Below are 26,378 nucleotides of genomic sequence, written 5' to 3' on the forward strand. Positions count from 1 at the left end.
GGCGGGCAGGGTGGGTCAGGGGGTGGTGCGCAGCCGGTCGTCGAGTGCGGCCAGGTCCGGGACGAACCACACCTGGTCGTGCCGGTTCGACTCGGCCACCAGCGCGCGCAACGCGTCGCTGCGCTCCAGGTGGGCGGAGATGTCACCGACGATCGCCAGGCGCAGCCGGTAGTTGACGAACTTCTGCATCACGTCGCCGGCGAAGCGGGTGCCGAGCGTGAAGAAGTCGGGGTCGAGCCGCTCGGCCGGCACCGCGACCACAGTCGCGCCGAGGAACGCCGCGCCGATCAGGTCCAGCGCGTCGCGCTCGGTGGCGATCGGCGGGCCGTCCGGGTCGCAGACCAGCACCTGCTCGCCGGCGCGCTCCTGCATCAGGTCAGCCACGGCTGTGCTCCCCGCCGCCGAGCAGGCCGTTGCCGCCGTCGAGCACCCCGTCGAGCAGGCGCAGCAGGTCGGCGGTGGCGGTGAGATCGCCCAGGATCATGATGGTCATGCGGTGCCGCTCCTCGTCGTGGACCGTCTGCACGCGCAGCGGACGGTCCGGGTCGTGGTGGGTGTTCACACCGGCCAGCACCAGCGTGGCGAGCCGGTCGACGGCGGCCCGGTCGACGCCGTCGAGCCGCACGACGCTCGACACCTCCGCCGCCGGCACCGAGGGCGGCGCCGGCCGGCCGGTCAGCGCGTCCAGGTCCGCGCGGGTGATCCGGTACTGCTTGCCGATCCGCGTGGCCCGCAGCCGCCCGGAGCGGATGTAGCCGCGCACGGTGCGCACGTGCAGGCCGAGCAGGTCAGCGACCTGCTCCACCGAGTACATGTCGTTACTCATCGCACCCTATCTTAGCGATGATGGGGAACGATAGGTAATTTCACCGCCCGGCCATGTCTGCGCCACCCGGGCCGGGCATACTGCCCGCGTGCAGCCCCGTCACGGCTACCTCGACGCGCCCGCGCCGCTGGCGTTCGCCCACCGCGGCGGCGCGGCCGACGGCGACGAGAACACCGCCGCCGCGTTCGCCCGTGCCGTCGCCCTGGGTTACCGGTACGTGGAGACCGACGTGCACGCCACCGCCGACGGCGTACCGGTGGTCTTCCACGACCCGACGCTGCGCCGGGTCACCGGCGAGCCGGGTCGCATCGCGGATCTGCGCTGGGCCGACCTGGCCTCGGTACGCGTCGGCGGCGCCGCCCTGGTGCCCCGCCTGGACGAGGTGCTCGGCGCCTGGCCGCAGGTGCGGTTCAACATCGACGTGAAGTCCGACGGCGGCGTGGCGCCCACCGTCGCCACGGTCACCCGGGTCCGCGCGGGCGGGCGGGTGCTGCTCGCCTCGTTCAGCGACGCCCGGCTGGCCCGGCTGCGGGCGCTGGCGGGACCGAAGGTCGCCACCAGCCTCGGCATGCGCGGCGTGGCCCGGCTGCGGCTGGCCTCGCTGCACGGACGGCTGCTACGGCTGCCCCCGTCGGTGGTGGCCGCGCAGGTGCCCGTCGCCTTCGGGCGGGTGCCGGTGGCCGATCGGCGGTTCCTCGCGTACTGCCACCGGATCGGGTTGCAGGTGCACGTCTGGACGATCGACGATCCCGCCCAGATGCACCACTTACTTGATCTTGGTGTGGATGGCATCATGACCGATCACGTCAGCGTGCTCCGTGACGTCTATCGCAGTCGCGGCCACTGGGCCGCCTGAGCCCCCGAGGACGACCCCCGATGGCCGATACGGTCACCCCCGCCGTCGCCGACCCCGCCGGACCGGGCAGCACCCGCCGCGAGCGCACCGGCTGGTACTTCTACGACTGGGCGAACTCCGCGTTCCAGACCACAGTCATCACGGTCTTCCTCGGGCCGTTCCTCACCACGGTCACCGAACTCGCCGCCGGTTGCGAGCTGGGCGCGGACAGCTGCGACGGCGCGGTGTACCCGCTGGGCATCAAGGTCGCCGCCGGCTCGTTCTACCCGTACCTGATCTCGCTGTCGGTCTTCCTCACCGTGTTCGTGCTGCCGGTGATCGGCGCGATCGCCGACCGGTCGGCGCACAAGAAGCGGCTGCTCGCCGCCGCGGCGTTCACCGGCGCCGGCGCGACCATCGCGTTCGCGTTCGTCACCGGCGAGCGCTACCTGCTCGGCGGCGCGCTGTTCCTGATCGCGAACATCTCCTTCGGCGCCGCCGTGGTCGTCTACAACTCGTTCCTGCCGCAACTCGGCGGTCCCGACGAGCGCGACGGCATCTCCAGCCGCGGCTGGGCCATCGGCTACCTCGGCGGCGGCCTGCTGCTCGCGCTGAACCTGGTCGCGGTCACCATGCTCAGCGAGGAGGGCAACGCCCAGCGCACGCTGGACCTGGCCCGCTGGTCGATCGTGTCCGCAGGCGTGTGGTGGGCCGCGTTCACCCTGGTGCCGCTGCGCTGGCTGCGGGAGCACCCGACCGAGGCGGCCCGCCGGGGCGGCCGCGGCGTCAACGTGCTCACCGACGGGTTCCGGCAGCTCGGGCGCACCCTGCGGGAGATCAAGACGTACCCGCTGACGCTGTACTTCCTGCTCGCGTTCCTGGTCTTCAACGACGGCATCCAGACCGTCATCACCCTCGCCAGCCAGTACGGCACCGAGGAGCTGCGGCTGGAGCAGAGCACGCTGATCGTGACGATCCTGCTGGTGCAGTTCCTCGCCTTCGGCGGCGCGCTCGCCCTCGGCGCGCTCGCCAAACGCATCGGTGCCTGGAAGACCGTGCTGCTGTCGCTGGTGCTCTGGACCGGTGTGATCATCGCCGCGTTCCGGCTGCCGGCCGAGGCGCCCGTGCCGTTCATGATCCTCGGCGGCTGCATCGGCCTGGTGCTCGGCGGCAGCCAGGCGCTGAGCCGGTCGCTGTTCAGCCAGCTCATCCCGGCCGGCAAGGAGGGCGAGTACTACGGCTTCTACGAGATCAGCGACAAGGGCACCAGCTGGCTCGGCCCGCTGGCGTTCGGCCTGGTCTTCCAGCTGACCTCGTCGTACCGGGTGGGCCTGGTGTCGCTGCTGATCTTCTTCGTGGTCGGCTTCGCGCTGCTGGCCGCCGTGCCGATGCGCCGGGCCATCATCGCCGCCGGGAACACCCCGCCCCGGGTGCTCTGACCCGCCGCGCCCCCGTGGATCATCGGGGGCCTGATCAGGCGGCGTCGATGGACTAGGCTGCCCCGACGTGACCGACGACGCCGCCCCCACCTGCCTGGCCCGCCCCCTGCCGGGGCCCGGCGACGACCGGGCCGCCGGCTGCGCCGCCGCCCGCGGCGTCGACGGCCGGCCGCTGCACGCCGCCGCGCTCAAGTTCTTCTGGGGGCCGATGGACTGCGGCAAGTCCACCATGGCGTTGCAGATGAACCACAACCACGCCCGGCAGGGCCGCCGCGGCCTGGTCACCACCCGCATCGACCGCTCGCTGGGCCCGCAGGTCACCACCCGCATCGGCCTGGCCCACGAGGCCGTCGAGGTCACCGACGACCTCGACCTGCGCGTCCTGGTCCGCGACGCGTGGGCCGAGGGGGTACGCGTGGACTACCTGATCTGCGACGAGGCCTCGTTCTACAACCTCGAACACATCGAGCAGATGGCCGAGCTGGTCGACCGGTTCGACGTCGACGTCTACGCCTTCGGCCTGGCGACCGACTTCCGCTCCTGCCTGTTCCCCGCGGCGCAGCGGCTGTTCGAACTGGCCGACGAGGTGGCCCGCATCCAGGTCGAGGTGCTGTGCTGGTGCGGCCGGGAGGGGCTGCTCAACGCCCGCGTGGTCGGCGGCCGGGTGGTCCGCGAGGGCGCGCAGGTCGTCATCGGCGACACCGTGGACACCGCCGACGTGCGCTACCAGGTGCTGTGCCGGCGCCACTACCGCTCCGGGGACCTCGGCCCGCGTGCCTGAGCGTCAGAACGGATCTCCGCACACCCGCCAGCCGCCGCCCTCCGGCACCACAGGCAGCTCCCGCTCCTCGCTGCCGCCGCCGTCCCGGTTGATCCGCACGAGCACCGTGCCGCGCGGCCGGCCCGATCGGGTCGCCACCGACACGTCGACGATCTCGTAGCCGCTGACCTGCGGAGGAGTCCGCACCCAACTGCCGAAGCCCGACTTGCTCCACCTGCCCCGGGCCTCGGCGCACAGCCGCTCGTACGCCGCGTCGGTGTCACCGGCCGCGACGTCGCGGAAGAACCCGTCGGCGGTCTCCCGCACCGGCCCGTCGGCCTGGAACACCACCTGCGCGTTCCACGCCGCGAGCCCGGCCACCCCGATCAGGCAGGTGCCCACGCCGAGACCGGCGATCAGCACGCCCGCGCGTAGCGGGCGGCGACGCCGGGCCGTGTGGTGCCACTCCCGCTGCCTGCCCATCACTGTCGACGGTAGGCAACCGGACGGTGACGCGCAGCCGGTTGCGACGCGCGCTCGTACCGGACAGCAAACGGCGGGCATCGGCGGCAGACTGTCCGCATGACAGCTCATGCCGACATCGCCATGATCAGTATCGACAGCTCCGACCCGGCCGCGCACGCCGCTTTCTACGCCAAGGCGCTGGGATGGGAGATAACCCACAGCGAGGCCGAGTACGCCATGATCGTCAAGGACGGCCCGGCGATCGGGTTCGGCCTGGTGCCCGGCTACACGCCGCCGGCGTGGCCGGACGAGAGCGGCGACAAGCGTTACCACCTGGACCTCTACGTCGACGACGTGGCGGTCGCGGAGAAGGACCTGGTGGCGGCCGGCGCGACCCGGCCCGAGTTCCAGCCCGGCGGCGAGCGGTGGACCGTGCTGCTCGACCCGATCGGGCAGCCGTTCTGCCTCTGCCCCCGCCCCCAGGGCTGACCGGTCGGCGCGCAGCCGGCCGCAGTGCTCCGCGGCCCGCTGCGCGGCTGGTGGCGGTCAGCCGCGGCGGCGGGCCCGCGCCGCCCAGATCGCGTACGCCGGATCCCGGTCCAGGTTGTGCCGGTCCCGGTCGTAGCGGCGGGTGGTACGCGGATCGGCGTGCCCCATCGCGTCCTGCACGTCCTCCAGCGGCACCCCCTCGGAGCGGGCCGTGGTGGCGAACGCGTGACGCAGCGAGTGCGGCGACAACTTCGCCCACGCGGCGATCCCGGCCCGCTGCGCGAGGCGGCGCACCAGCCGGAACACGGCGTGCCGGTCCAACCGGCCGCCGGTGGCGGTGACCAGCAGCGGACCGGTCAGCTCCGGCACGGTGACACCCTGCGCGGCGGCCCGTACGGCCAGGTAGGCGTCGACCGCGTACGCGGTGCCCGGGGTGAGCGCGCGCCGGCGTACCTTGCCGCCCTTGCCGACGAAGCGGATGCTGCGGTGACCGCGCTCCGTGCCCAGGTCGGACACGTCCAGCGCGACCAGTTCCCCCACCCGCAGCCCCAGGTCGGCCAGCAGCGCGACGGCGGCCCGGTTGCGGGCGGCGGCCGGGCCGGTGTCGGCCTCGGCGGCGGCGATCAGCGCGTCCACCTCGTCGGGGGTCAGGCCGACGGTGGCGGAGTGGTCCCGGTCGACGCGCGGCCGGTCCGCCGCCGACACCGGGTTGGCGGGCACCGCGCCCAGCTTGACCAGGAAGTCGTACCAGCTCGACAGCGCGGACAGCCGCCGCGCGACGGTGGCCGGGGTGAGCGGACGGCCGGCGCGGCCGCGGGGTGTGGACTCCAGTTCCCGGCCGTAGGTGTTGACGTCGAGGAAGGTGGCCCGCAGCGGGTCGACTGCCTGTTCGGCGCACCAGGTCAGCCATCCGGTGACGTCGCGGCGGTACGCGTCGCGGGTGTGCTCGGACAGCCGCCGGTTGCGCAGCCACGCCTCGGTGACGTCGGCCGGGCCGGCGGGCAGGGCGGCGGGGCGGGCGCGGGGCAGCACCTCGGGGCGAAGCATGTGAGAAAGGTTCTCAGCCGGCGGGGTGTTTGGCGACGAGGCGCGCTGACCGCCGGTACGCCGAAGGGGGTCGGCCGGCGCTCCGGCCTCCCCCGCTTCGGGCGTGACGTGCTCAGGCGGTGGTGAGCTGACGGTGGCCGTTGCTCTCGGCGGGCGTGCTCACAGTGATCCGGCGCGGCTTGGCGCGCTCGGCGATCGGGATGCGCAGCGTCAGCACGCCGTTGTCGTAGCCGGCCTCCAGCCGGTCGGTGTCGAGCGTGTCGCCCAGGAACAGCTGCCGGGTGAACGTGCCCATCGGGCGCTCGGCGGCGACCAGTTCGACGTTCTCGCCGGTGGGACGGCGGCGCTCGGCGCGGACGGTCAGCACGTTGCGCTCGACGGTGCAGTCGATGCTGTCCGGGTCCACGCCGGGCAGGTCGAACGCCGCGTAGAAGTGGTCACCGTCGCGGTACGCGTCGAGGTGCATCACGGCGGGCCGGGCGGTGGTGCCGAAGAACTGCTCGGCGATCCGGTCGATCTCGCGGAACGGGTCGGTACGCATCAACATGACTCTTGCCTCCTCGGTTCTCCTGACCCAAGGTCTCAAGTTGAGTCCGGGTGACTCACGTTCCTGGTTCTGTTTTAGCGCGCCTGCGCCGCGTCGTCAACTCGTCCCGCGAGCGCCTTCTCGAACCAGTGCTGGGCGTACGGGCCGCTGGTGAACGCGGGGATCTCCCGGTAGCCGTGCCGGGCGTACAGGGCACGCGCCTCGACCAGGTCCGAGCGGGTGTCCAGCCGGATCCGCGTCGCCCCGCCGCCGGTCGCGTACGCCTCGATCGCGGCGATCAGCGCCGCCCCGCCCCCGGTGCCCCGGTGCTCCGGGCGCACGTACACCCGGGTCAGCTCGGCCCATCCCGGCTGCCACCTCAGCCCGGCGCACCCGGCGAGCCGGCCGTCGCGGCGGGCGAGCACCAGCAGCCCGATGGGAGGGGCCAGGTCGTCGCTCGGGTCCTCGGCCAGCGCGGCGTCCACCTCGCCGGGCCGCTCCGGACGGCCGTACCAGCGGCGCACCATCTCCGCCATGTACTCGCGCAGCATCAGCGCCGCGTCCGGCCCGTCCGGGCGCACGACCTGCGTGCTCCAGCCCGTCACGGGCCGGTCCGCCAGTAGACGCCCTGCTCGCGGGTGAGCAGCATGTCGTCGATCAGGTAGCGGCGCAGCGTCACGTGGTCGGCGTCGCCGCCCTCGCACCAGCGGCGCAGCGCGTCGTCCACCTCCCGTTCCGGGTAGCGCCGCCCGGGTTCGAAGGTGCGTTCGGTGATGTGCTCCAGCAGCACGCGGCGGCGCCCCCGCTGCGCGGGCAGCCGGGTCAGCGCGCCGTCGCGCAGGAACGTGCGCAGGATCGTCTCGCGCGGATTCGCGGCCGGCGCCGCCGGGGATGCCGCACCGGCCCGCGCGAACTCGCGCAGCCGCCCGGCGTCGACCCGCAGCCCGTCCCCGTCGTCGGTGAGCACCCCGGCGTCGGTGAGACGGCGGACGGCCACTGCGGCGTCGCGGGCGGGCAGGCCGGTACGGGCCACCACGGCCGGCACGTCCCGGGCGCCCAGCACGATCGCGGCGAACACGGTCCGGCGGCGCTCGTCGGCGAGCGCCCCGGCGAGGGCTTGAGCGGTCATGGCGGGCAGCCTGTCAGCAACCCGCCGGATCCGGCGAGGCGTTTTCCGGCCGCCGCTTCCCGGGTCGCCACGGCGGACGGCGGCCCGGCCGGTCCCCGACACCGACCGGCGCGACCGGTGCGTCCCGGCAGGTCAGGCCGCGAAGTCCACCTCGGCGGCCTCGACGGTGCCGGCGGTGCGCCCCGGAGCGGTCTGGAAACTCCAGTAGAGGTTGGTGTGGGCGATCACCTGCGCGGGCGGCGGCGCGCCGTAGGCGGACAGGTCCTCGGTGGTGTGCGCGTCGGCGACGAGCGTGGCGTCGTAGCCGCGGGTGAACGCCCCGTGCAGCGTCGACCTGATGCACGCGTCGGTCTGCGCGCCGGTCACGACCAGCCGGCCCACCCCGGCGGCGGCGAGCACCGGCTCCAGGTCGGTGTCCTCGAAGGAGTCGCCGTACGCCTTGTGCACCAGCGGCTCGTCGTCGCGGCGCGACAGCTCCGGCACGATCCGCCACTGCTCACTGTCGGGCGGCAGGTCGTCGCTGCGGTGCTGCACCCACACCACCGGGACGGCGGCGTCGCGGGCCCGGTCGACCAGACCGGCGATGGTGGCGACCACGCGGTCACGGTCGTGGGCGCCGCCCACCACACCGTTTTGCACGTCGACGACGAGCAACGCGGTGTGCGGACGGCCGGTGAGCGTGGTCATGGCGACTCCTCGGGTGGTGACGGTCCCGGTCAACCTAGCCCCGGCCACCGACACTCCCGGGCCGCGCTCACAGCCGCCGGTGCATCACGTGCAGCCCGACCCGTCCCCGCTCCGGGTGCGCGAACGCCTCCGGCACGGTGCCGATCACCGTGAAGCCGAGCCGCCGGTACAGTTCCACCGCCGCCGTGTTGGTCTCCACCACGGCGTTGAACTGCATCGCGGCGAAACCCTGCCGCCGGGCCCAGTCCAGGGCCTCCTCGCACAGCGCTCGGCCCACACCCCGGCCGCGAGCGTCCGCCGCGACCATGAAACTCGCCGTCGCCACGTGCGACCCCGGCCCGGGCCGGTTCGGGCCCATCTTCGCGGTGCCGCGCACCGCGCCGTCGCGGTCCACCGCGACCGAGGTACGCCCCGGCGGGCGCTCCACCCACACCTCGCGCACCGTCTCCGGCGGCCACCGCGGGTCGTACGGGAACGTGTCGGCGGCGGTGATGATCTCGGCGAGGATCGGCCGGACCTGGGCCCAGTCGGCGTCGGTGTAGTCACGAATCAGCATCGGCGCGCACGCTAGCCGCCGCCCCGGCCGTCCGGCCACCGGTTTCCGTCCACCCGGCCGAGGGCGGCGGGGCATCGGCGGACCACCCCCCGGGGCCATCATGGACGGGTGGCCGAATCAGTCGCCGACATCGATCGGAGCGAGGCCGCCGCATCCGGTGGCCCGCCGCCCGCCGGTCCGCGTACCGCCGCGCCCCTGGTGGTGGGCGCGGTCCTCACCGTCGTGCTGCTGTCGCTGGCCGCCCGCTACGGCTACCACCGCGACGAGCTGTACTTCCTGCTGTGCGGCCGGCAGCTCGACTGGGGCTACGTCGACCAGGGGCCTCTCGTGCCGGCCCTGGCGCGGCTGGCCGACACGATCGCGCCGGGCAACCTGGTGGTGCTGCGTACCCCGTCGGCGTTCATCGGCGGCGCGGCGGTGGTCCTGGTCGCCGCGATCGCCCGGCAGTTCGGTGCCGGCCGCGTCGCCCAGACGGCCGCGGCGGTGCTCGCCGCCGCCTCGGGCATCGTGCTGGCCGGCGGTCACCTGCTCAGCACCACGAGCGTCGACCTGCTGGTGTGGCTGGCCGCCGCGCTGTGCGTGGTGCGGATGCTGCGCACCGGCGACACCCGGTGGGCGCTCGGCGCCGGGCTCGCGCTCGGCGTCGGCCTGCTCAACAAGCCGCTGCCCGCGCTTCTCGGCGTGGGCCTGGTCGCGGGTCTGCTGATCGTCGGGCCGCGCCGGCTGCTGCGGGACCGGTGGGTGCTCGCCGGTGCGGGAATCGCCGCGCTGCTCGCCGTGCCGTACGCGGTGTGGCAGGCCGCGCACGGCTTCCCGCAGCTCGACGTCGCCGCGTCGATCGCCGACGGCGACAGCTCCTACAGCGGCCGGATCGACGCGGTGGTGCTCCAGTTCCTGATCATCAGCCCGTTCGCGGTTCCGGTGTGGGTAGCCGGGCTGGTGGCGCTGCTGCGCCGACCGTCCTGGGCGGCGTACCGGTCGCTGGCCTGGGCGTGGCTGGTGGTGGTCGCGATCGTGGTGGTGGCCGGTGGCAAGGGCTACTACGACGCGCCGCTGCTGCTGGTGCTCACCGCCGCCGGGGTGGTGCCGGTCGTCGCGTGGGCGCAGCGGGGCGCGGCCCGGGGCCGGCAGGCGCTGCTGGTCACAGCCGCCGTGCTGATGGCGGCGAGCAGCGCGGTGCTGCTGCTGCCCACGCTGCCGGCCGACCGGCTGCCCGGGTTCGTGGTCGCTGTCAACTACGACGCGGGCGAGACCATCGGCTGGCCCGAGTTCGCCGACTCGGTGGCCGCCGTGCACCGCGCGCTGCCGCCGGCCGAGCGCGACCGGGCCGTGGTGCTGACCGGTAACTACGGCGAGGCCGGGGCGCTGGCCCGCTACGGTCCGGCCCGGGGCCTGCCCCGCGCGTACTCCGGGCACAACAGCATGGCCACGTTCGGCCGGCCGCCCGACGACGCCGACGTGGTGATCGTCGTCGGCTGGTCCCGGCCGGAGCCGCTGCGTGCCTGGTTCACCGAGGTCACCGAGGTGGGCCGGGTCGACCAGCGGGCCGACGTCGACAACGACGAGAACGGCGAGCCGATCTTCCTCGCCCGGGGCCTGCGGCGTCCGTGGTCACAGATCTGGGACACCGAGGTACGCCACGGCTCCTGAGATACTTGCCGCCATGCTCTGGGGAGTCAGCGGGCCGATCTTCCTCCTCGACTACCTCGGCGCGGTCGCCGTGGCAGTCGTGATCGCCGTGGCGGTACGCGAACTGACCGGCCGCCGTACCCGCGGTGCGACACCCGACCGGGTCGAGCTGGCGTACCTGACCGACCGGGCGCTGCTGGCCTGCCAGGTCGGGGTGGCCGCGCTGCGCCGCGCGGGCGGGGTCGACGTCGGCGAACTCGCCACCCTGCACGCGCAGGGGCCGCCCCCGGCCGGTGCCCCCGCGCTGGTGCGCGCCCTGCACACCGCGCTGCGCCGCCCGCAGACCTGGGCGGCGGTGCTCGCCGATCCCGCAGTGGGCCGGGCGCTGCGCCGTACGGTCGGGCGGCTGGTCCGCGACGGCTGGCTGCTCACCCCCGGGCAGCGGCGGCGGATCGCGCTGGGCACGGTGCCGCTGTTCGCGGTCGCCGCGGTCGGACTGACCCGGCTGGTGGACAGCGCGGTCGAGGGGCGCTCGGCGGGCGGCCCGGCCTCGGTCGCCGGGCTGCTGCTGTGCTGCCTGGCCACCGCGCTGGGTGGCTGGTGGCTGACCGAGGTGCCGGAGACCGGCGCCGCCGCCCGCCGGTTGCTGCGGCGGCTGCGCCGCGAGCACGCCGACCTGGACCCGGAGCGCCGCCCGGGTTGGCAGGGCCGGGACACCGACACGCTGCTGACCGGGATGGCCCTGTTCGGCCCCCGGCCGCTGCTCGCCGTGGACCCGGCGTTCGCCGTGCAGGTGGGCGTCGACCCGGAACGGGACCGCCCGCGCCCCGACCGCAAACCCGCCCGCCGCTGACCAGACCTCTCATTTCGGGTCGATCATGAGGTTGACGGCGTTCCGTGTCCGGTTTGCCCGGCACAACGTCATGATCGACGGAGGGCAGGCAGGCCGGGGCGCCGGCCGGGTTTCCTTGTCTTGAGCGCCGGGAAGGCTCGGGCATGGCCGAGACATTCGTGAGCGAAGACCTGAAGACACTGCAGGCGATTGCGCGCGGGGCCGGGATACAGGAGGTCGACCGCCTGTCGCCGGACCAACTGGTCGAGGCGCTGCGCCGCGCCGGGGTGACCGACGGTACGCAGGACCAGTGGCCGCCCCAGCCGATCGAGGACCCGGCCCACCTGGCCGGGCTGCCCCGCAGCTCGCTGAAGCAGGGCGACGAGAGCACCGGCGGCCGGGCCGCCGAGGAGTCGATCGGCGCCATGCCCGGCGAGTCCGGCACGGAGATCAACGACCGCACCGAACGCTGACCGTACGCGAGGAAGGGCCGCCCCCGGTGTTCCCGGGGGCGGCCCTTCACGCTCGACCGGACGCGGTCAGTGCATGCCGGCGGCGGCAGCCGCCTCCTCGCGGGCCCGGCGCTCGTCGCCGCTGAGCGTGTTCAGCGGCTTCTCCTTGATGAACAGCACGACGATCAGGGCGAGCAGCGCGAACGGCGCGCCGATGAGGAACATCTCCGACGTGGCGATGCCGTAGACGTCCTGCACGATCCGCAGCACCGGCTCCGGCAGGGCGGACAGGTCCGGCACCTCGGCCGAACCGCCGCCGGCCGCGATCGGCCCCAGCCGCTCCACGGTCAGCGAGGTCACCCGGTTCGCCAGGACCGCGCCGAGCGCGCTGACGCCGACCGCGCCGCCCATGCTGCGGAAGAACGTCAGCACCGAGGTGGCCGCGCCGAGTTCGGCGGCCGGCACGTCGTTCTGCGCGGCCAGCACCAGGTTCTGCAGGAGCATGCCGACGCCGACACCCAGCACCGCCATGTGCACCGACAGCACCGGCACGCTGGTGTTCGCGTCGATGGTGCTCAGCAGCAGCATGCCGACCGTCATCACCGCGGCGCCGGCGACCAGGAACATCTTCCAGCGGCCGTACTTGGTGATCAGCTGACCCGCCACCGTCGAGGAGACCAGCAGGCCGAGGACCATCGGCAGGCTCATCAGGCCGGCCGCGGTCGGCGACTTGCCCAGCGAGGTCTGGAAGTACTGCGACAGGAACACGGTGCCGCCGAACATCGCCACGCCCACGAGGATGCTCGCGATCGTGGTGAGACTGACGGTGCGGTTACGGAAGATGCCGAGCGGGATGATCGGCTCCTCGGTGCGGGACTCGACGAACACGGCGAGCGCGAGCAGCGCCAGCCCGCCGCCGACCAGCAGCGCGGTCCAGCCGGACGCCCAGTCGAACTTGTTGCCCGCCAGCGACGACCAGATCAGCAGCGTGGACACGCCCGAGGTGATCAGGAGGGCGCCGAGCCAGTCGATGCGGACCTTGCGGCGCACCACCGGCAGGTGCAGCGTCTTCTGCAGCAGCGCGATGGACAGCAGGCTGAACGGCACCCCGATCAGGAAACACCAGCGCCAGCCGAGCCAGGACGTGTCGACCAGGACACCGCCGATCAGCGGGCCGGCGATAGTGCCGACACCGAACACGGCGCCGAAGATGCCGGCGTACCGGCCCAGCTCCCGCGGCGGGATCATGGCCGCCATGACGATCGTGGCGAGCGCGGTCATGCCGCCCGCGCCGATGCCCTGGATGACCCGGCTGAGCAGCAGCACCTCGACGTTCGGGGTGAACCCGGCGACGAGCGAACCGGCCACGAACAGGCCGAGGGAAAGCTGGATGAGCAGCTTCTTGCTGTAGAGGTCGGCCATCTTGCCCCACAGCGGCACCGTCGCGGTCATCGCGAGAAGCTCGCTGGTGACGATCCAGGTGTAGACGGTCTGGCTGCCGTCGAGGTCGGCGATGATCCGGGGCAGCGCGTTCGCCACCACCGTCGAGGCGAGGATCGCCACGAACATGCCGACCATCAGGCCGGACAACGCCTGGAGGACCTCCCGGCGTGACATCCGCGTACCCGTCTCGGCGGGCGGAACAGTGGCGGTGGTCATCGAACTCCTTGTCGTGTGCACGGGCGAGCGGCCGCGCGACGGTGGCGGCCGGTAGGAACGGCTCAGGCCGAGGCGTACGGATCGGGCAGGCCGGCGGCGACGGCGGCGAACGCCTCGGCGGTCAGTTCGCGCAGCGTCGTCGTGTCGGGTCGCTCGACCCACTGCATGAGGGCCGTGCGGAAGACCGCGCCGGCAACAGTGGTGACGAGCGTCGGGTGGCCGTGGCACGGGTCGACGCCCAGCCGGGCGGCCACCGCCGCGACGATCACCTGCTCGGTCTCGGCGTTGCCGCTGATCAGCCGCGGAAGAAGCGACGGGTTCGCCGCGATCACCCGCAGGCGCAGCAGCCACACCTCGCGGTCGGCCTCGACGGCCTCGACCACGTCGTCGAAGGCCAGCCGCAGCGCGTCGAACGCGGACAGCTCCGGCGGGGCGGCGACGATGCGGGCGGCAAGCACCTCGCGGTCGGTCGGCTGGTCGCCGAGCAGCGCCTCGTCCTTGCTGGGGAAGTAGTTGAAGAAGGTGCGGGCCGACACGTCGGCGGCCTCGCTGATCTCCTCCACCGTCACCTGGTCCAGGCCGCGTTCGGCGACCAGGCGCAGCGCGGCGGCGCTGAGGGCGGCGCGGGTCTGGCGCTTCTTGCGGTCACGCAGGCCGGGACGGCTCTGATCCGGGGTCACGCGACGACACTACGAGCGATCTTGCAGACAGTGCAAACTTTTAGTGAGTGAAGTGACGGGCGCCGCACCGCACCGGCGCCGGAAAACGGGTTGAGAGCGGTTCCGGACGTCCCGTACGTTTCCCGCACTCCTGTCGCAGCGAAGAAGGACGACTCCGCGTGACCCCTCCTGCTCTCTAGAACCTGACACGTTCCCCACGCCTGTAGCCGGCCGTCGCGCGCCGGCTCCCCGGGCTGCCCTCGCGCGCCCGGCCACAGCGTCCGAGGCCGCGCGTGATCGGCCTCGCGTCAGGTCTTCAGAGATCAGGTCTCCATGTCATCCCAACCGCATATCGTGCTGCCCTGGGTCGTACGCCGGACCCGCCTTCCGCTGCTGTCGCTGCGCTGCGCCGTCTGCCGGGCGGAGTCGGCCACCGCCGCCAAGGGCCGGTTCCGCGTCAACGCCAACGGCAAGCTGCTGGACGTGTGGCTGCTCGTCCGGTGCGTGTCCTGCGACCGCACCGTCAAGCTCACCGTCCGGGAGCGGGCGACCGTCAGCTCGTTCGATCCCGCCGAACTGCACGGCCACCACGTCAACGATCCCGCCCTGGTGGCGGCCACACTGCTGGATCCGGCGTTCGCCCGGCGCTGCCGCTTCACCCTGGACTGGACGGACGCGTGGACGCTGGACGCGCCCACGGTGCCGCTGGACCGGTGGCCGGTCCAGGTGGACGTCACCTTCGAGGATCCGGTGCCGGTACGCCCGGACCGGCTCATCGCTCGCCGGTTCGGCCTCACCCGGTCCGAGGTGCTGCGCCGGGTCAAGTGCGACATCCCGCTGAAGCGTCCGACGAGCACCGCCTTCACCTTCACCGTGCTGGCGGAGGACTGACCGGGGCGTGGTCGCGGCGGCACCCGGCCGCCGCGACCACGCATCACCCGCCGCTCGCCGTGGCGAGTTCGGCCTCGATCAGATCGGCGGCCCGGTCGGCGCCGCCGGCGGCGCGGGCCTGCCGCTTCAGCTCGGCACTACGCGCCACCACGGCGGGGTCCGCGGTGAGGGCGAGCAGCGTCTCGCGCAGCTCCGCGGCGGTGACGGTGGCCGAGTCGACGACCCGGGCGACGCCTAGGGATGCCAGCTGCTCGGCGTTCGCGAACTGGTCGGCCGCCTGCGGTACGGCGATCATCGGCGTCCCGCAGTAGAGACCTTCGCTGCTGCCGCCCATGCCGGCATGGGTGACGAAGGCATCCGCCTGCTCCAGTACGGCCAGCTGCGGCACCCACCGGTGCACCTCGACGCTGTCCGGAACGGGGCCGAGCTCGGCGGGATCGACGTGCTTGCCGATCTGGAGAACCGTGTGCCAGCCGGGCAGGTCACCGAACGCGGCGACGCAGCGGCGGTAGAACTCGGGCTGCCGGGTGAAGGCGGAGCCGAGCGAGACGAGCAGCACCTTGTCTGCGCGCTCCGGTCGTACCCAGGAGCCCTGGTCGGAGCGGTCGCCCAGGACCGGGCCGACGAAGCTGTAGACCGACCGGTCCACGCGGTCGGCGTTCGGCTGGAGCGCCTCCGGCGGCAGGACGAGGCTGCGCACCGGCCGCCCCTGGAACGCCATGCTGTCGGTGACCGACGAACCCTCAGCGGTCAGCCACGCCGTGAACCGCTGGTAGTAGTCGGCGCCGCGCGGATCTGCCCGCATCGCCTCCACGGCGGGCGCCATCTCCTGCTCGTAGCCGTCCCAGGCGACGAACGTCGAGGACAGCTGGACGGCCGGAATCCCCCACTGCTCGCCGAGCAGCCGCGCCGGCGCGCCGGCGATGTCGTAGAGGAACAGGTCCGGCCGGTCGTCGGCGTAGGCGGTCCGTAGCTGCGGCAGCATGGCGACGGCGTCGTCGAGGAAGAGCGTGAGCTGTGCGATCGGGTCGTCGATGCCGGCGCCGCCGTCGGCGGGCAGCGTCGAGGCGTACGGCTTCAGCTCCGCGCCGGTGGCCCGGACGACCTCGGCGAAGGCGGGATCGTTGGCGTAGGTGACCCGGTGGCCGCGCCGCACGAGGGTACTGATGATCTCCAGGCTCGGGTTGACGTGGCCGTGGAACGGAATGCTGACCATGGCGATGTGCGGCAAGTGATCTCCTGATCTCCACTGAGACGAGACGTCCCGTCTCGCGTGCCAAAGAAAAGCACGAGGCGACCGCGCCCGTCAAGACGGTACGTCTCGTCTCGCTGTAGGCTGTCGCTGTGACTCCGCAGCCCACCCGCCGCAACGAGCAGTCCCGCCGCGCGATCCTCGCCGCCGCGCGGGAGCTGCTGGCCGAGACCGGCTATCCGGCCCTGACCGTCGAGGCGATCGCCGCCCGCGCCGGAGTCGGCAAGCAGACCATCTACCGCTGGTGGCGCGGCAAGGGCGCGGTCATCCTGGACGCGCTCGCCGACGACATGCCGGAGGTCATCGCCCTGCCCGACACCGGTGACCTGCGGACCGATCTCCGTGAGGTGCTCCGGGCCACTGTCGCCGAGTTCGCCGATCCGCGGCTGTCCGCGACCACCCGTGCCGTCACCATCGAGACTCTCGCCGACGAGGAGCTGGCCGACCAGGCGCGCGACCGGCTGCTCCGCCCCCAGCTGAACGCCGTCCGCGTACGCCTGGAGGCCGCCCGCGAGGCCGGCCAGGTACGCCCCGACGCTCCCCTGGACCAGGTGGTGGAGCTGCTGTTCGGCCCGCTCTACCACCGCTGGCTGCTGCGCAACGGCCCACTGACCGACGACTACGCCGACGGCATCGTCGACCTGGTCGTCGCCGCCGTCACCCCGTCAACGAGCACCCGCGGCTAGCCAGTCGTCGAAGCTGGTCGGCGCGATGCGTGCGCCGTCGCCCGGCAGCAGCACGTTGCCGGACATCGAGGTGCCGAACACGCCCGACCACGTCGGAACAAGCCGGATCCGGCGGCCCCGCGCCTCGTGGGTGCGCCGGGCCATGTCGACGAGATCCTCCGTCGCGGGTCCGGCGATGTCGGCGTGGTGTCCCCGCGGTTCGCCGACGGCGACCTCGGCGAGGATGTCGGCGACGTCCCGGGGTGCGATCGGCTGCACCAGCAGCGGTGCGACGGTGGCGACGCCGTCGCGTTCGGTCCAGCCGGTGACCATGGCGGCGAAGTCGTGGAACTGGGTGGCCGGGACGATCGTCCACGGCACCGGCCCGCCTGCGACCAGTCGCTCCTGTTCCCGCTTGCCCGCGTAGTGGGCGTTGTCGTCGACCCGGTGGATGCCGACGATCGACAGCAGCACGTGGTGCCGTACGCCGGCGCGCCGCTCGGCCGCCAGCAGGTTGCGCGTGAGGCCGCCCAGGTACGCCACCGTCTCGGAGCGATCGCCTGCCGCCACGTTCGTCGTGTCGACGACCGCCTCCACGCCGGCGAGCGCCTCGTCCAGCCCGGTGCCCGTCGTCAGATCCACGCCCAGAGAGCGGCTGATGCGCACGACGTCGTGGCCCTGCCGCTCCAACGCGGCGACGGTCAGTGCCCCGATCCGGCCCGTCGCTCCCGCAACCGCGATCCGCATCGCCATCGGCCTCCTCTCGGATGCGTCCGCCTCACCGTAGTCGGCGAAACGGGCCGAGGCGCTCCCGCATCGCGTGCGCGCACATAACTGTCATTATGGTGCACCACCTATTCGTCCTATTTGACCGTTCGTATTAGGCAATTGGTGTTACCGGTAATCCGGTAATTAGCGTCGGTGAAGCCCTCGGCGAGCCGGACGGTGGCAGCTCCCGCACTGCTCGACAATCCACGTGTGACGAAGACTTCCCTCGCGCGACAGATGGCCGGCTTGCCTCCCGCGCTGCACTACTACGTGGTGTACGACGGTGTCGGCGTGCCGGAAGGGCTGTTGGTCGAGGAGTTCCTGCTCGCGGCGGACCACTCCTCCGCCGGGCTGGTGAGCGGTGGCTGGACTCGTTCCGAGGGCCGCTGGCACGAGGCGTCGGCCACCAGCCAGCGCCTACGCGTGGACGCCGCGTTGCGCAAGCGGGTGACGCCCGTCGGTCGGCCCGCGGCGGCGGCGCTCTATCGGGACCTCTGCGGTGAGGATCTGCCGGACGAAGGCGCGCTGCGGGAGTGCTTCGGCACCCCTCCGGCTCCGCCGCCGTCCCCCTTGCGGTTGAACGACTCCGGGCCCCGGCCAGGGTTCCGCGAGACGCGCGTCTACCGGATCCTGTTCGCCGGCGAGTTGAGCCCGGACGGTCTCGCGGCACTCAGCGAGGCCTGGCAGATGCCGATCACCGGCGACCCGGCGGATCCCGAGACGCGCATCCTGGGCGCGGTACGCCGTCAGGTCTCCGGCGACGCCTTCCGCTGGGATCTGCGCCGGGTCGCCGCAGGTGCCGCCTGGGCACTGGACGTGACCTGCGACCTTCTCGGGGAACGCGACGAGGCGGCCGGTGTGCTGCTGCACGGTCTGACGACGCAGGTGCGCCGGCAGGGGATGGTTCCCGTCACGGTCGACCGGTTCCGCTGACGCCCCGCCGGTGAACTCAACGGCCGCGCGCCCTACCTCGCGAACGGCCTGATCACCTCGAAGGGCTCGGGGAACCGCACGGGGATCCGGGTCTCCTCACTCTTGCGGTCGAGGAACGCCTTCGTCACGGCGAACCTGTCGAAGATCGCCGGCAGCGGGCGCAGCCTGCGGTCCAGCGACACGAAGAAGTTGTCCCAGTGGATCGGCACGATGAGGCCGGGCCGCGTCGCTTCCACCACGTGCCGCCAGTAGTCGCTCTGGAACCGCTGCGGCTGAACCCCCAGGGCACCGATCGCGAGGTAGAGGACGTCGACGTCGAGTCCGTCGAACTTGCCCGGCACGAAGTTGGCACTCGGATGGATCAGCAGCGAGCCGCCGGGGTGGGTGATGAGGAAGGACAAGCACCCGCCGTCGCGGTAACTGCTCGCCCGTACCGGCGGGACCAGCGGCTCCTCGATCATGCCCGGAAACCTGTTGTCCGGGCTGTGGACGCCGGCGAGCACGCGCACGGTGAACGCGCCGATCCTGTGCTCGTCGCCGTCCGCGATGCACGTCATCGACTCCTCGGCGAGACCCGCGCCGCGTCCCATGTTGAGAGTCGACTCGGAGCCGAACAGCCGTCCCCCGAGATGCTTGACGACCTCGGGGGCATCCATGGCGTGGTCGTAGTGGGAGTGGGAGACGAAGAGGGCGTCGAGAAGGGTGACGCCGGCTCGGGAGAGAGCGCGGGTGATCCGCCCGAGGTCGGGGGCGACGCGGCCCAGTGCGACGCGGAGCAGTGAGGGCCTGCTCAGGAAGCCGTCGATCAGGATGCCGGACGTCCCGTCGGACAGGTAGACGGTCGTGGTGCCGAAGAAGACGGCTTCGACAGACGCCCCGCTGGAGCCCATGCGCAGATGGTAGTGCGCCCATGGGCTCCAGCGGCGGTACCGCGGAGGCGGAGGATCAGCGCGCCGAACTCGCCGGGGAGTCGGCGCCGTCGAGCGCCCCGGCGCCCCGGGTGCTGCGCAGGCTCCACCCGATCGACACCGCGATCGTCACCACGATCACGCCGAGGGTGACCGGGATGGGCAGCTTGCCGACCGGCGTCTCCGAGAGGATCAACTTGACGCCCGCGAAGGCGAGCAGGACGGCCAGGCCGTAGTGCAGGTGCACGAAGCGGCGCAGCAGCCCCGCGAGGCAGAAGTAGAGGCTGCGCAGGCCGAGGATGGCGAAGGCGTTGGCGGTCCAGACGATGAACGTGCTGGTGGTGATGGCCAGGATCGCGGCGACACTGTCGACGGCGAAGATCAGATCGGTGGCCTCGACCGCGATCAGGACCACGAACAGCAGAGTCGCCACCCGCTTGCCGTCGACCCGGGTGAAGAACCTGTCGCCGTGATAGGCCGGGTCGGTCGGCATGACCTTGCGGACCAGCCGGACGACCGGGTTGCGGTCCGGCGGGGTCTGCTCGTCGTGGCGGAACGCCATCTTGTATCCGGTGTAGACGAGGAACGCGCCGAACACGTACGCGGTCCAGAAGAACGTCTCGAGCAACTCGGCGCCGACGAAGATGAAGACCAGCCGGAAGACCAGGGCGCCGATGACACCCCAGAACAACACCTTGTGCTGGAACGCGGCCGGCACGGCGAAGTAGGTGAAGATCAGCGCGAAGACGAAGACGTTGTCGATCGACAGCGCCTTCTCGATCAGGTAGCCGGCGTAGTAGGTGCCGGCCACGTCACCGCCCTGCCAGGCCCAGAGGACGACACCGAAGAGCAGGCCGGCGGCGATCCAGATGCCGGACCAGACCGCTGCCTCACGGAAGCCGATGACGTGGTTGTCGCGGTGCAGGAACAGATCGACGGCGAGCATCGCCGCGATCGCCAGCATGAGTACGGCCCAGATCCACCAGGACACGGACATGACGAAGGGGACCTTTCGCCCGGGGCCGGCACACCCGAGGTGTTCCGGCGCTGCTGGACGAAGGTCTCCCCGGGCCACCCGTAGCGGTGGCTGCACCGCCGGGATCCGGATGGGCCGGGCCCGTACTGACGGCGGTGCGTGGATCGTCGGGTACTCCCCCTCGAACTACGATTGATTATTCACGAAGCGCAGTTCGTGCGTCAAGGGGGAGCCGGCCGTCGATAGGGTGACCGGATGGACGAAGACGCACGACGCCGGCACTCGTCGTCGTTCGGCGCGGCGGCCACCGCGTACGCCGAACACCGCCCGGACTATGCGCACGCCGCCCTGCGATGGGCCCTCGAACCCGCACCCGGCGTACGGGTGCTCGACCTCGGCGCGGGCACCGGCAAGCTCACCGCCACCCTGGCCGAGGTGAGCGACGACGTCACGGCCGTGGAGCCGGACCCGGCGATGCTCGCCGAACTCCGCCGCACGCTGCCGGACGTACGTGCGCTCGCGGGCAGTGCCGAGGCGATCCCCCTGCCGGACTCCTCCGTCGACGTCGTCGTCGCCGGCAACGCCATGCACTGGTTCGACATGGCAGTGGCCGGGCCGGAGATCGCCCGGGTCCTCGCGCCCGGCGGAGTCCTGGCCGGACTGTGGAACGTCGTGGACGACCGGGTCGACTGGGTCGCGGGGCTCGCGGCGGTCAGCGGAAGCGAGGCCATCGGCCCCCGGGACACGCCCGCGAGCTGGCGCGCCGCGACGGCGACCATGCACCTGCCGAAGTCGGGCGAGGCCCGGTTCGGCTCGCCCGAGCAGGCGGAGTTCCCGCACGGGCAGCGCCGTACCGCCGACTCGCTCGTGGCGACGCTCGCCACCCGGGCCGGGATGCTGGTCATGCCGGAACGGGAACGCACGGAGGCACTCGACCGCATCCGCGCCTACCTGGCGAGCCGGCCGGAGACGGCCGACGGGGAGTTCACGCTCCCGATGCTCACCTGCGTACTGCGGGTGCGGCGCAGGTGAACGGCGCGGATGTCCGGTCCGCCGCCGCCGCGATGACCGCCGTGCTACGGCCCGCCGCCGACCGCGACTGGACGGTCCGCGCCGGGGACCTGGACTGGTCCTGCTGGACCACCGCCGCGCACGTCGCGCATGACCTGGCCGCGTACGCCGGTCAGGTGTCCGGCCGGCCCGACGGGGGCTACCTCCCGTTCGACCTGCGGGTACGCGCCGACGCCGCGCCCGCCGAGGTGCTCACTGTCGTGGCGGCCGCGGCCGGGATGCTCGCCGCCACCATCGACGCGGCGAGCCCGGACGACCGGGCGTGGCACTTCGGCCCCTGCGATCCGGGCGGGTTCGCCGCGATGGGCGTGGCCGAGATCCTGCTGCACACGCGCGACCTGACCCGAGGGCTCGGCCTGGACTGGTCGCCACCTGCCGAATCGTGTGCCCGCGTGGTGCGCCGGCTGTTCCCCGACACGCCGGACGGCGACCCGGCGCCGGTGCTGCTGTGGCTGACCGGCCGCGCGCCGCTCGGCGACCGGCCGCGGCGTACCGCGTGGACCTGGCAGGCGGCGCTTCCCTGAGCGCTCTCAGCGACGCCACCAGCGCCAGCGACGGCGCGGGCGGGCCGAGGCGGCACGCTGCGGCTCCGGTGCCGTGACGCCCGGCGCGGCGCGTTCCCGATCGGCGCGCCAGCGGCGCACCGCCTCGTCGACGTTCACCGGGCGGACCACCACGCGTGGCCCGGTCGGGGTACGCAGCCAGGCCACCACCTCGGTGTTGAGCGCCGCCACGTACGACCGGACGGCCTCCTCGGTGGGCAGGTCGCGCAGCTCGGCCGGGAGCTGTTCGATGCGGCGGCGCAACTGGAGCGGGGTGGGCAGCAGCAGGTCGGACGGGATCTGCTCGCGCTCCATGAAGCTGCGGATCCACCAGCCCTCGTCGTAGGGCATGTCGCGCCCCGGGATGGGCTTGCCGGCGCCCGGCAGGTTGTCGAACTCGCCGCGCTCCTGGGCCGAGCGGATCTGCGCCTCGACCGCGGCCTCCCAGTCTGTCGTCACCGCCGTCACCTCCCGTACCCACGGTATCCGCCGCCGTCCGACAAGGGTCAGCGTCGCGCGGGGCCGGGCTGTTCCCGGGCGCCGGGCAGGACTGCGGCGTAGCGTGCCCCCGGGGAAAGGGGTGACGGCGTGCGCGACTGGCTCATCGGGCTCGCGGTGGCGGCGGCCTGCCTGATTGTGAGCTGGGCGGTCCTGGTACTGCTGGCCCGGCGCCTGCCGCCGGGGATCCTGCGCGATCTGGCCGCGTTCGTGCCCGACTGCGTGACAGCGGTACGACGGCTTCGCCGCGATCCGCGGGTGCCCCGCCGTGCCCGCGTCGCGATCGTGGTCGCCGGAATCTGGGTGGCCAGCCCGATCGACCTGATCCCGGAGTTCCTGCCGGTGATCGGCCCGCTGGACGACATCGTGGTGGTGGCGCTCGCGTTGCGCTACGCCGCCCGGCAGGTGCCCCGGCAGGTGCTGCTCGACGCGTGGCCGGGCGAGCCGCGGCTGCTGCTGCGCCTGCTCGGCCCGTGAGAGCAGCGGCGGGCCGGTGTCAGGGCAGGTGGCGGACGTGCCGGTGGCCGTCCCGGGGGAACGGCGGGCGGGCCGGCAGCACCTCGGCGAAGACGTACCCGCTCTTCTCCGCCACCCGGCAGGAGGCCGGGTTGTCGACCTGGTGCAGCAGCTCCAGGCGGGTCAGGCCGGTGGCGGCGAACCGGGCGAACGCCCACGCGGTGACCGCCTCCACCGCCCGTGGCGCGACGCCCCGCCCGCGTGCCGGCGCCGCCGTCCAGTAGCCGATCTCGGCGGACGGGCGTCCCGGGCGGACATCCTTGAGCACCACGCAGGCCGCCACCCGGTCCTCCTCCAGCACCGCGAACATGAACCGGTGCCCTGCGGCCCAGCCCTGGTGGCTGCGACGCAGGAACACCTGCGCCTGCGCCGGACCGGTCACCGGATGCCTGGTCCAGGCGCGCAGCACCGGATCCCGGTACGCCTCGATCAGCGCGCCGGCGTCGCCGTCGCGCCACGGGCGCAGCAGCAGGGCGGGTGCGGTCGGGGTGGCCGGCGCGGACAGCACGATCGACATGCGGCAAGTATCACCGCCCTCGACCCGATCACGTGACCCGCGCAACACCCCACCAGCGCCCCACGGGCACCCGCGGACGGCGGCAACCGGCGTAGGGTCCGGTTCACGGTCGGCAACGGGGAGGCGACGTGGTCACTGTCGGCGCGGTGCTGGGAATCGCCCTTGTGGCGCTCGGTCTGGTGCTCACGCCCGGGCCGAACATGGTCTACCTGGTGTCCCGGTCGGTGACCCAGGGGCGGCGGGCCGGGCTGGTGTCGCTGCTCGGCGTGGCCGTCGGCTTCCTGGTCTACCTGGCCGCCGCAGTGGCCGGTATCGCCACCGTGTTCGTGCTGGTCCCGCCGCTGTACACGGCGGTGAAGCTGGCCGGCGCGGCGTACCTGCTGTGGCTGGCCTGGCGGACGCTGCGCCCCGGTGGCGCGTCGGCGTTCACCCCGGCGCCGCTGCCGCCGGACCGGCCCCGGCGCCTGTTCACCATGGGCCTGGTCACCAACCTGCTCAACCCGAAGATCGCCATCCTGTACGTGTCGCTGCTGCCGCAGTTCGTCGACCCGGCGCGCGGGCACGTGGCGGTGCAGAGTCTGCTGCTCGGCCTGACCCAGATCGTCGTGGCGCTGACCGTGAACGCGCTCATCGTGCTGAGCGCCGGTTCGGTGTCGGCGTTCCTGACCCGACGGCCGGGCTGGGCGCGCGTGCAGCGGTGGGTGATGGGCACGGTGCTGGCGGCGCTCGCGGTGCGGATCGCCGCCGACCGCTCCCGCGCCGCCGTCGCCACCCCCTGACCCGGGTACGCACCTCAGCGCCCGAGGACGTCCCGCCGCCAGAGCCGCGTCACGGGGTCTTCTCGCGCACCACCGCCACGCCGCCCGGCGCCACCGTCAACTCGCCGTCGACAGCCGCGCCGGTGAGCAGTTCGAACCCGGCAGCCGGCACCCGCTGCGGCCGGTCGGTGTGGTTGAGCAGGTAGAGCAGGCCGTCGTGGCGGCGTACCGCCTCCACACCCGCGGGCGCGCCGGGGCAGGCCGGGGCCACACCGGCGAGCCGGGCCGCCTCCGCGAGCAGACCGCGGTACGTGTCGTCGTCGGGGCGGGTGGAGACGTACCAGGCGTACGCGTCGCCGACCCGGTTCCGGGTGATCGCGGGACGGCCCGCCGGCACTCCCCCGGCGTACGCGCTGACCGTCTCCGCGCCGGCCGGGTGCACCGTCTCCGACCAGATCCGGCCGGTCCCGCCGCCGGTCAGCGGCACGTGTTCGTCGTCGGCGAGGGGGTGGAACTCCTCCACCCGCACGCCGAGCAGATCCCGGTACGCGCCCGGGTAGCCGCCGAGGCGTACCCGGGCGTGCTCGTCGGCGACGCCGCTGAGCCAGGTCACCAGCAGGTGCCCGCCGTCGTGGACGTGCCGGCGTACCCAGTCGACTGTGGCGTCCGAGGCCAGATAGAGGGCGGGGAGCACGAGCAGCCGGGCGCCGTCGAGCGGGGCGCCGGGCGGCACCACGTCGGCGGTGACGCCCGCGTGCCACAGCGCCCGGTGCACGGCGGCCGCCTCGCCGGGGTGGTCGAGTCCGTCGCGGGGCATTCCCGGGTGCCGCAGCGCCCAGCCGCTCGCCGCGTCGTACGCGATGGCCACCGCCGCCTGGACGCGGCCCGGCGCGGCCCCGGCGAGCCGGCCCAGCGCGGCGCCCAGGTCGGCGGCCTCGCGGAACACGCGGGTGTCCGGCCCGGCGTGCGAGACGACGGCGGAGTGGAAGCGTTCCGCGCCGCCGGCCGGTGCGCGCCACTGGAAGAACATCACCCCGGCGGAGCCGCGCGCGATGTGGGCGAGGCTGTGCCGGATCATCCGGCCGGGTTCCTTGGTGTGCATGCGCCCGGCGGTGTGGATCTGGTTGGGTGCGCTCTCCATCAGCAGCCACGGCACCGGCCGTCCGGCGCCGTGGCGGGCCCAGCCGCGGGCCAGGTCGGCGGCGAACGCGGTCTGCTCCTCCGCGCCCAGGTCGGTGGCGGACGGGTAGTGGTCGATCGCGACCAGGTCGACCTCGCGCGCCCAGCGGGCGTGGTCGACCGGCACCCAGTCGCCGAGCACGTAGTTGGTGGTGACAGGCACCGCCGGGTTCGCCGCGCGCAGCAGGTCCCGTTGCTCGGTGTACGCGGACAGCAACGTGTCGGACCAGAAACGGCGGAAGTCGAGCAGCTGACCGGGGTTGGCGAGGTACTGGGTGGCGCGGGGCGTGCCGACCTGCGCCCAGTCGGAGTAGTGCTGGCTCCAGAAGCTGGTGACCCAGGCGTCGTTCAGCGCGTCGAGGTCGCCGTACCGGGTGGTGAGCCAGTGGCGGAACGCCGTCTCGGCCTGCGGGCAGTGGCAGGTGGTGCCGTACTCGTTGTGCACGTGCCATAGCGCGAGCGCCGGGTGGTGTGCGTAGCGGGCGGCGAGCACCTCGGCGATGCCGCGGGCGGCGTCCCGGTACGCGGGCGCGGCGGCGCAGTAGGTGTCCCGGCTGCCGTGGTGCAGGCGAACGCCGTCGGCGGTGAGCGGCAGGGCGTCCGGGTGGCGCAGCGAGAACCAGGGTGGCGGCGACGCGGTGGGGGTGGCCAGGGCGGCCCGGATGCCGGCCGAGTGCAGCAGGTCCAGCACGTCGTCGAGCCAGTCGAGTGTGTAGCGGCCGGGTTCGGGTTCCAGCCGGGACCAGGCGAACACGCCGACGGTGACGAGGTTGACCCCGGCGGCGCGCATCAGGGCGACGTCCTCGCGCCACACGTCGGGCGGCCACTGCTCCGGGTTCCAGTCGCCGCCGTAGCAGAGCCGGCCGTCGTCCCACAGCGCTTTAGTTGGCATCCCGGCCAAAATAGGAACAGGT

General features: G+C 73.2%; 32 protein-coding genes. 14 read left to right on the forward strand and 18 right to left on the reverse strand.

The window, feature by feature from the left end; all coding sequences use genetic code 11:
- Positions 1-15 precede the first annotated feature (15 nt).
- A complete protein-coding gene (locus IF06_RS0117595) occupies positions 16-384 on the reverse strand; it encodes a DUF4180 domain-containing protein (protein WP_013286333.1) in 369 nt (122 codons plus the stop codon).
- Positions 377-826: a helix-turn-helix domain-containing protein gene (locus IF06_RS0117600; RefSeq protein WP_013286332.1), complete on the reverse strand. Its 450-nt coding sequence runs from the start codon at positions 824-826 to the stop codon at positions 377-379. Before IF06_RS0117600 ends, IF06_RS0117595 begins: the two co-directional genes overlap by 8 nt.
- An 88-nt stretch (positions 827-914) precedes the next feature.
- On the opposite strand from IF06_RS0117600, the gene IF06_RS0117605 reads away from it, so the two are divergent.
- From IF06_RS0117605 to IF06_RS0117615, 3 genes are all read left to right on the forward strand, one after another.
- Positions 915-1,682: a glycerophosphodiester phosphodiesterase family protein gene (locus tag IF06_RS0117605; protein ID WP_030272257.1), complete on the forward strand. Its 768-nt coding sequence runs from the start codon at positions 915-917 to the stop codon at positions 1,680-1,682.
- Positions 1,683-1,702: 20 nt separating this feature from the next.
- Entirely contained in the window at positions 1,703-3,100 is a 1,398-nt protein-coding gene (locus IF06_RS0117610) for an MFS transporter (RefSeq protein WP_030272259.1), read from the forward strand.
- A gap of 94 nt (positions 3,101-3,194) precedes the next feature.
- Positions 3,195-3,881, forward strand: a complete 687-nt coding sequence (locus IF06_RS0117615; protein ID WP_369752317.1) for a thymidine kinase — start codon at positions 3,195-3,197, stop codon at positions 3,879-3,881.
- Positions 3,882-3,884: 3 nt separating this feature from the next.
- Here the strand turns inward: IF06_RS0117615 and IF06_RS0117620 are convergent, their stop codons facing one another.
- Positions 3,885-4,343: a hypothetical protein gene (locus IF06_RS0117620; protein WP_013286328.1), complete on the reverse strand. Its 459-nt coding sequence runs from the start codon at positions 4,341-4,343 to the stop codon at positions 3,885-3,887.
- Positions 4,344-4,442: 99 nt separating this feature from the next.
- Here IF06_RS0117620 and IF06_RS0117625 point away from each other — a divergent pair, with 99 nt between their 5' ends.
- A complete protein-coding gene (locus IF06_RS0117625; protein WP_013286327.1) occupies positions 4,443-4,814 on the forward strand; it encodes a VOC family protein in 372 nt (123 codons plus the stop codon).
- A gap of 57 nt (positions 4,815-4,871) precedes the next feature.
- On the opposite strand, the gene IF06_RS0117630 is transcribed toward IF06_RS0117625, so the two are convergent.
- The 6 genes from IF06_RS0117630 to IF06_RS0117655 all read right to left on the reverse strand — a co-directional run bounded on the left by IF06_RS0117630 (position 4,872) and on the right by IF06_RS0117655 (position 8,759).
- On the reverse strand, positions 4,872-5,861 hold the full coding sequence (locus IF06_RS0117630) for a tyrosine-type recombinase/integrase (protein WP_013286326.1): 990 nt from the start codon (positions 5,859-5,861) through the stop codon (positions 4,872-4,874).
- Positions 5,862-5,973: 112 nt separating this feature from the next.
- A complete protein-coding gene (locus IF06_RS0117635) occupies positions 5,974-6,408 on the reverse strand; it encodes an Hsp20/alpha crystallin family protein (protein ID WP_013286325.1) in 435 nt (144 codons plus the stop codon).
- A gap of 74 nt (positions 6,409-6,482) precedes the next feature.
- Entirely contained in the window at positions 6,483-6,992 is a 510-nt protein-coding gene (locus IF06_RS0117640; RefSeq protein ID WP_232236703.1) for a GNAT family N-acetyltransferase, read from the reverse strand.
- Positions 6,989-7,516 (reverse strand): DUF2087 domain-containing protein, encoded by a 528-nt coding sequence (locus tag IF06_RS0117645; RefSeq protein WP_013286323.1) that lies wholly within the window; start codon positions 7,514-7,516, stop codon positions 6,989-6,991. The genes IF06_RS0117640 and IF06_RS0117645 overlap by 4 nt, the downstream gene beginning before the upstream one ends.
- A gap of 132 nt (positions 7,517-7,648) precedes the next feature.
- A complete protein-coding gene (locus IF06_RS0117650) occupies positions 7,649-8,203 on the reverse strand; it encodes an isochorismatase family protein (RefSeq protein ID WP_013286322.1) in 555 nt (184 codons plus the stop codon).
- Between the two features lie 67 nt (positions 8,204-8,270).
- Positions 8,271-8,759, reverse strand: coding sequence for a GNAT family N-acetyltransferase (locus tag IF06_RS0117655; RefSeq protein ID WP_030272264.1), 489 nt, complete (start codon positions 8,757-8,759; stop codon positions 8,271-8,273).
- Positions 8,760-8,867: 108 nt separating this feature from the next.
- Between IF06_RS0117655 and IF06_RS0117660 the strand changes: the two genes are divergently transcribed.
- The 3 genes from IF06_RS0117660 to IF06_RS0117670 all read left to right on the forward strand — a co-directional run bounded on the left by IF06_RS0117660 (position 8,868) and on the right by IF06_RS0117670 (position 11,693).
- Positions 8,868-10,409: an ArnT family glycosyltransferase gene (locus IF06_RS0117660; protein WP_030272266.1), complete on the forward strand. Its 1,542-nt coding sequence runs from the start codon at positions 8,868-8,870 to the stop codon at positions 10,407-10,409.
- A 13-nt stretch (positions 10,410-10,422) separates the two neighbouring features.
- Positions 10,423-11,241 carry a TIGR04222 domain-containing membrane protein gene (locus tag IF06_RS0117665; protein ID WP_030272268.1) on the forward strand — a complete coding sequence of 273 codons (819 nt, stop codon included), beginning with the start codon at positions 10,423-10,425 and terminating at the stop codon, positions 11,239-11,241.
- 143 nt (positions 11,242-11,384) lie between these two features.
- The gene (locus tag IF06_RS0117670; RefSeq protein WP_013286318.1) at positions 11,385-11,693 is read left to right on the forward strand and encodes a hypothetical protein; all 309 of its coding nucleotides are present in this window, start codon (positions 11,385-11,387) and stop codon (positions 11,691-11,693) included.
- A 66-nt stretch (positions 11,694-11,759) separates the two neighbouring features.
- On the opposite strand, the gene IF06_RS0117675 is transcribed toward IF06_RS0117670, so the two are convergent.
- Complete coding sequence (locus IF06_RS0117675; RefSeq protein WP_030272270.1) at positions 11,760-13,331, reverse strand: MDR family MFS transporter; 1,572 nt, start codon at positions 13,329-13,331, stop codon at positions 11,760-11,762.
- 62 nt (positions 13,332-13,393) lie between these two features.
- Positions 13,394-14,011, reverse strand: coding sequence for a TetR family transcriptional regulator (locus IF06_RS0117680; RefSeq protein WP_030272272.1), 618 nt, complete (start codon positions 14,009-14,011; stop codon positions 13,394-13,396).
- A gap of 312 nt (positions 14,012-14,323) precedes the next feature.
- Here IF06_RS0117680 and IF06_RS0117685 point away from each other — a divergent pair, with 312 nt between their 5' ends.
- Positions 14,324-14,881 carry a DUF1062 domain-containing protein gene (locus IF06_RS0117685; protein WP_013476803.1) on the forward strand — a complete coding sequence of 186 codons (558 nt, stop codon included), beginning with the start codon at positions 14,324-14,326 and terminating at the stop codon, positions 14,879-14,881.
- 43 nt (positions 14,882-14,924) lie between these two features.
- Here the strand turns inward: IF06_RS0117685 and IF06_RS0117690 are convergent, their stop codons facing one another.
- A complete protein-coding gene (locus IF06_RS0117690) occupies positions 14,925-16,097 on the reverse strand; it encodes a macrolide family glycosyltransferase (protein ID WP_420063441.1) in 1,173 nt (390 codons plus the stop codon).
- A gap of 128 nt (positions 16,098-16,225) precedes the next feature.
- Between IF06_RS0117690 and IF06_RS0117695 the strand changes: the two genes are divergently transcribed.
- Complete coding sequence (locus IF06_RS0117695; RefSeq protein ID WP_030272274.1) at positions 16,226-16,819, forward strand: TetR/AcrR family transcriptional regulator; 594 nt, start codon at positions 16,226-16,228, stop codon at positions 16,817-16,819.
- On the opposite strand, the gene IF06_RS0117700 is transcribed toward IF06_RS0117695, so the two are convergent.
- A complete protein-coding gene (locus IF06_RS0117700) occupies positions 16,799-17,545 on the reverse strand; it encodes an SDR family oxidoreductase (protein ID WP_030272276.1) in 747 nt (248 codons plus the stop codon). The genes IF06_RS0117695 and IF06_RS0117700 overlap by 21 nt on opposite strands.
- Before the next feature lie 231 nt (positions 17,546-17,776).
- On the opposite strand from IF06_RS0117700, the gene IF06_RS0117705 reads away from it, so the two are divergent.
- Positions 17,777-18,499, forward strand: a complete 723-nt coding sequence (locus IF06_RS0117705) for a hypothetical protein (protein WP_232236704.1) — start codon at positions 17,777-17,779, stop codon at positions 18,497-18,499.
- A gap of 32 nt (positions 18,500-18,531) precedes the next feature.
- Here IF06_RS0117705 and IF06_RS0117710 read toward each other — a convergent pair whose 3' ends face one another.
- Positions 18,532-19,389 (reverse strand): MBL fold metallo-hydrolase, encoded by an 858-nt coding sequence (locus tag IF06_RS0117710; protein WP_030272279.1) that lies wholly within the window; start codon positions 19,387-19,389, stop codon positions 18,532-18,534.
- Positions 19,390-19,444: 55 nt separating this feature from the next.
- Positions 19,445-20,404: a TerC family protein gene (locus IF06_RS0117715; protein ID WP_030272281.1), complete on the reverse strand. Its 960-nt coding sequence runs from the start codon at positions 20,402-20,404 to the stop codon at positions 19,445-19,447.
- A gap of 234 nt (positions 20,405-20,638) precedes the next feature.
- Here IF06_RS0117715 and IF06_RS0117720 point away from each other — a divergent pair, with 234 nt between their 5' ends.
- A complete protein-coding gene (locus IF06_RS0117720) occupies positions 20,639-21,415 on the forward strand; it encodes a class I SAM-dependent methyltransferase (RefSeq protein ID WP_030272283.1) in 777 nt (258 codons plus the stop codon).
- A complete protein-coding gene (locus IF06_RS0117725; protein ID WP_030272285.1) occupies positions 21,412-21,978 on the forward strand; it encodes a maleylpyruvate isomerase N-terminal domain-containing protein in 567 nt (188 codons plus the stop codon). The genes IF06_RS0117720 and IF06_RS0117725 overlap by 4 nt, the downstream gene beginning before the upstream one ends.
- A gap of 6 nt (positions 21,979-21,984) precedes the next feature.
- On the opposite strand, the gene IF06_RS0117730 is transcribed toward IF06_RS0117725, so the two are convergent.
- Positions 21,985-22,455 carry a DUF1992 domain-containing protein gene (locus tag IF06_RS0117730; RefSeq protein ID WP_013286306.1) on the reverse strand — a complete coding sequence of 157 codons (471 nt, stop codon included), beginning with the start codon at positions 22,453-22,455 and terminating at the stop codon, positions 21,985-21,987.
- A 129-nt stretch (positions 22,456-22,584) separates the two neighbouring features.
- On the opposite strand from IF06_RS0117730, the gene IF06_RS0117735 reads away from it, so the two are divergent.
- Complete coding sequence (locus tag IF06_RS0117735) at positions 22,585-22,971, forward strand: YkvA family protein (protein WP_013286305.1); 387 nt, start codon at positions 22,585-22,587, stop codon at positions 22,969-22,971.
- 19 nt (positions 22,972-22,990) lie between these two features.
- Here the strand turns inward: IF06_RS0117735 and IF06_RS0117740 are convergent, their stop codons facing one another.
- Positions 22,991-23,527 carry a GNAT family N-acetyltransferase gene (locus IF06_RS0117740; protein ID WP_013286304.1) on the reverse strand — a complete coding sequence of 179 codons (537 nt, stop codon included), beginning with the start codon at positions 23,525-23,527 and terminating at the stop codon, positions 22,991-22,993.
- Positions 23,528-23,655: 128 nt separating this feature from the next.
- Between IF06_RS0117740 and IF06_RS0117745 the strand changes: the two genes are divergently transcribed.
- Positions 23,656-24,306: a LysE family translocator gene (locus IF06_RS0117745; RefSeq protein WP_013286303.1), complete on the forward strand. Its 651-nt coding sequence runs from the start codon at positions 23,656-23,658 to the stop codon at positions 24,304-24,306.
- 49 nt (positions 24,307-24,355) lie between these two features.
- On the opposite strand, the gene IF06_RS0117750 is transcribed toward IF06_RS0117745, so the two are convergent.
- Positions 24,356-26,356, reverse strand: a complete 2,001-nt coding sequence (locus tag IF06_RS0117750) for a beta-galactosidase (RefSeq protein WP_030272288.1) — start codon at positions 26,354-26,356, stop codon at positions 24,356-24,358.
- Positions 26,357-26,378: the final 22 nt, after the last annotated feature.

The sequence above is a fragment of the Micromonospora globosa genome, assembly GCF_000717585.1.
Lineage (GTDB): Bacteria > Actinomycetota > Actinomycetes > Mycobacteriales > Micromonosporaceae > Micromonospora > Micromonospora aurantiaca.

Coding starts and splice junctions, on each gene's coding strand:
- IF06_RS0117635 (WP_013286325.1), bottom strand. CDS start 6,408: ATGTTGATGCGTACCGACCCGTTCCGCGAGATCGACCGGATCGCCGAG.
- IF06_RS0117675 (WP_030272270.1), bottom strand. CDS start 13,331: ATGACCACCGCCACTGTTCCGCCCGCCGAGACGGGTACGCGGATGTCA.
- IF06_RS0117710 (WP_030272279.1), bottom strand. CDS start 19,389: ATGGGCTCCAGCGGGGCGTCTGTCGAAGCCGTCTTCTTCGGCACCACG.
- IF06_RS0117700 (WP_030272276.1), bottom strand. CDS start 17,545: ATGCGGATCGCGGTTGCGGGAGCGACGGGCCGGATCGGGGCACTGACC.
- IF06_RS0117600 (WP_013286332.1), bottom strand. CDS start 826: ATGAGTAACGACATGTACTCGGTGGAGCAGGTCGCTGACCTGCTCGGC.
- IF06_RS0117645 (WP_013286323.1), bottom strand. CDS start 7,516: ATGACCGCTCAAGCCCTCGCCGGGGCGCTCGCCGACGAGCGCCGCCGG.
- IF06_RS0117750 (WP_030272288.1), bottom strand. CDS start 26,356: ATGCCAACTAAAGCGCTGTGGGACGACGGCCGGCTCTGCTACGGCGGC.
- IF06_RS0117690 (WP_420063441.1), bottom strand. CDS start 16,097: ATGGTCAGCATTCCGTTCCACGGCCACGTCAACCCGAGCCTGGAGATC.
- IF06_RS0117665 (WP_030272268.1), top strand. CDS start 10,423: ATGCTCTGGGGAGTCAGCGGGCCGATCTTCCTCCTCGACTACCTCGGC.
- IF06_RS0117650 (WP_013286322.1), bottom strand. CDS start 8,203: ATGACCACGCTCACCGGCCGTCCGCACACCGCGTTGCTCGTCGTCGAC.
- IF06_RS0117625 (WP_013286327.1), top strand. CDS start 4,443: ATGACAGCTCATGCCGACATCGCCATGATCAGTATCGACAGCTCCGAC.
- IF06_RS0117670 (WP_013286318.1), top strand. CDS start 11,385: ATGGCCGAGACATTCGTGAGCGAAGACCTGAAGACACTGCAGGCGATT.
- IF06_RS0117715 (WP_030272281.1), bottom strand. CDS start 20,404: ATGTCCGTGTCCTGGTGGATCTGGGCCGTACTCATGCTGGCGATCGCG.
- IF06_RS0117630 (WP_013286326.1), bottom strand. CDS start 5,861: ATGCTTCGCCCCGAGGTGCTGCCCCGCGCCCGCCCCGCCGCCCTGCCC.
- IF06_RS0117740 (WP_013286304.1), bottom strand. CDS start 23,527: ATGTCGATCGTGCTGTCCGCGCCGGCCACCCCGACCGCACCCGCCCTG.
- IF06_RS0117620 (WP_013286328.1), bottom strand. CDS start 4,343: ATGGGCAGGCAGCGGGAGTGGCACCACACGGCCCGGCGTCGCCGCCCG.
- IF06_RS0117655 (WP_030272264.1), bottom strand. CDS start 8,759: ATGCTGATTCGTGACTACACCGACGCCGACTGGGCCCAGGTCCGGCCG.
- IF06_RS0117685 (WP_013476803.1), top strand. CDS start 14,324: ATGTCATCCCAACCGCATATCGTGCTGCCCTGGGTCGTACGCCGGACC.
- IF06_RS0117610 (WP_030272259.1), top strand. CDS start 1,703: ATGGCCGATACGGTCACCCCCGCCGTCGCCGACCCCGCCGGACCGGGC.
- IF06_RS0117720 (WP_030272283.1), top strand. CDS start 20,639: ATGGACGAAGACGCACGACGCCGGCACTCGTCGTCGTTCGGCGCGGCG.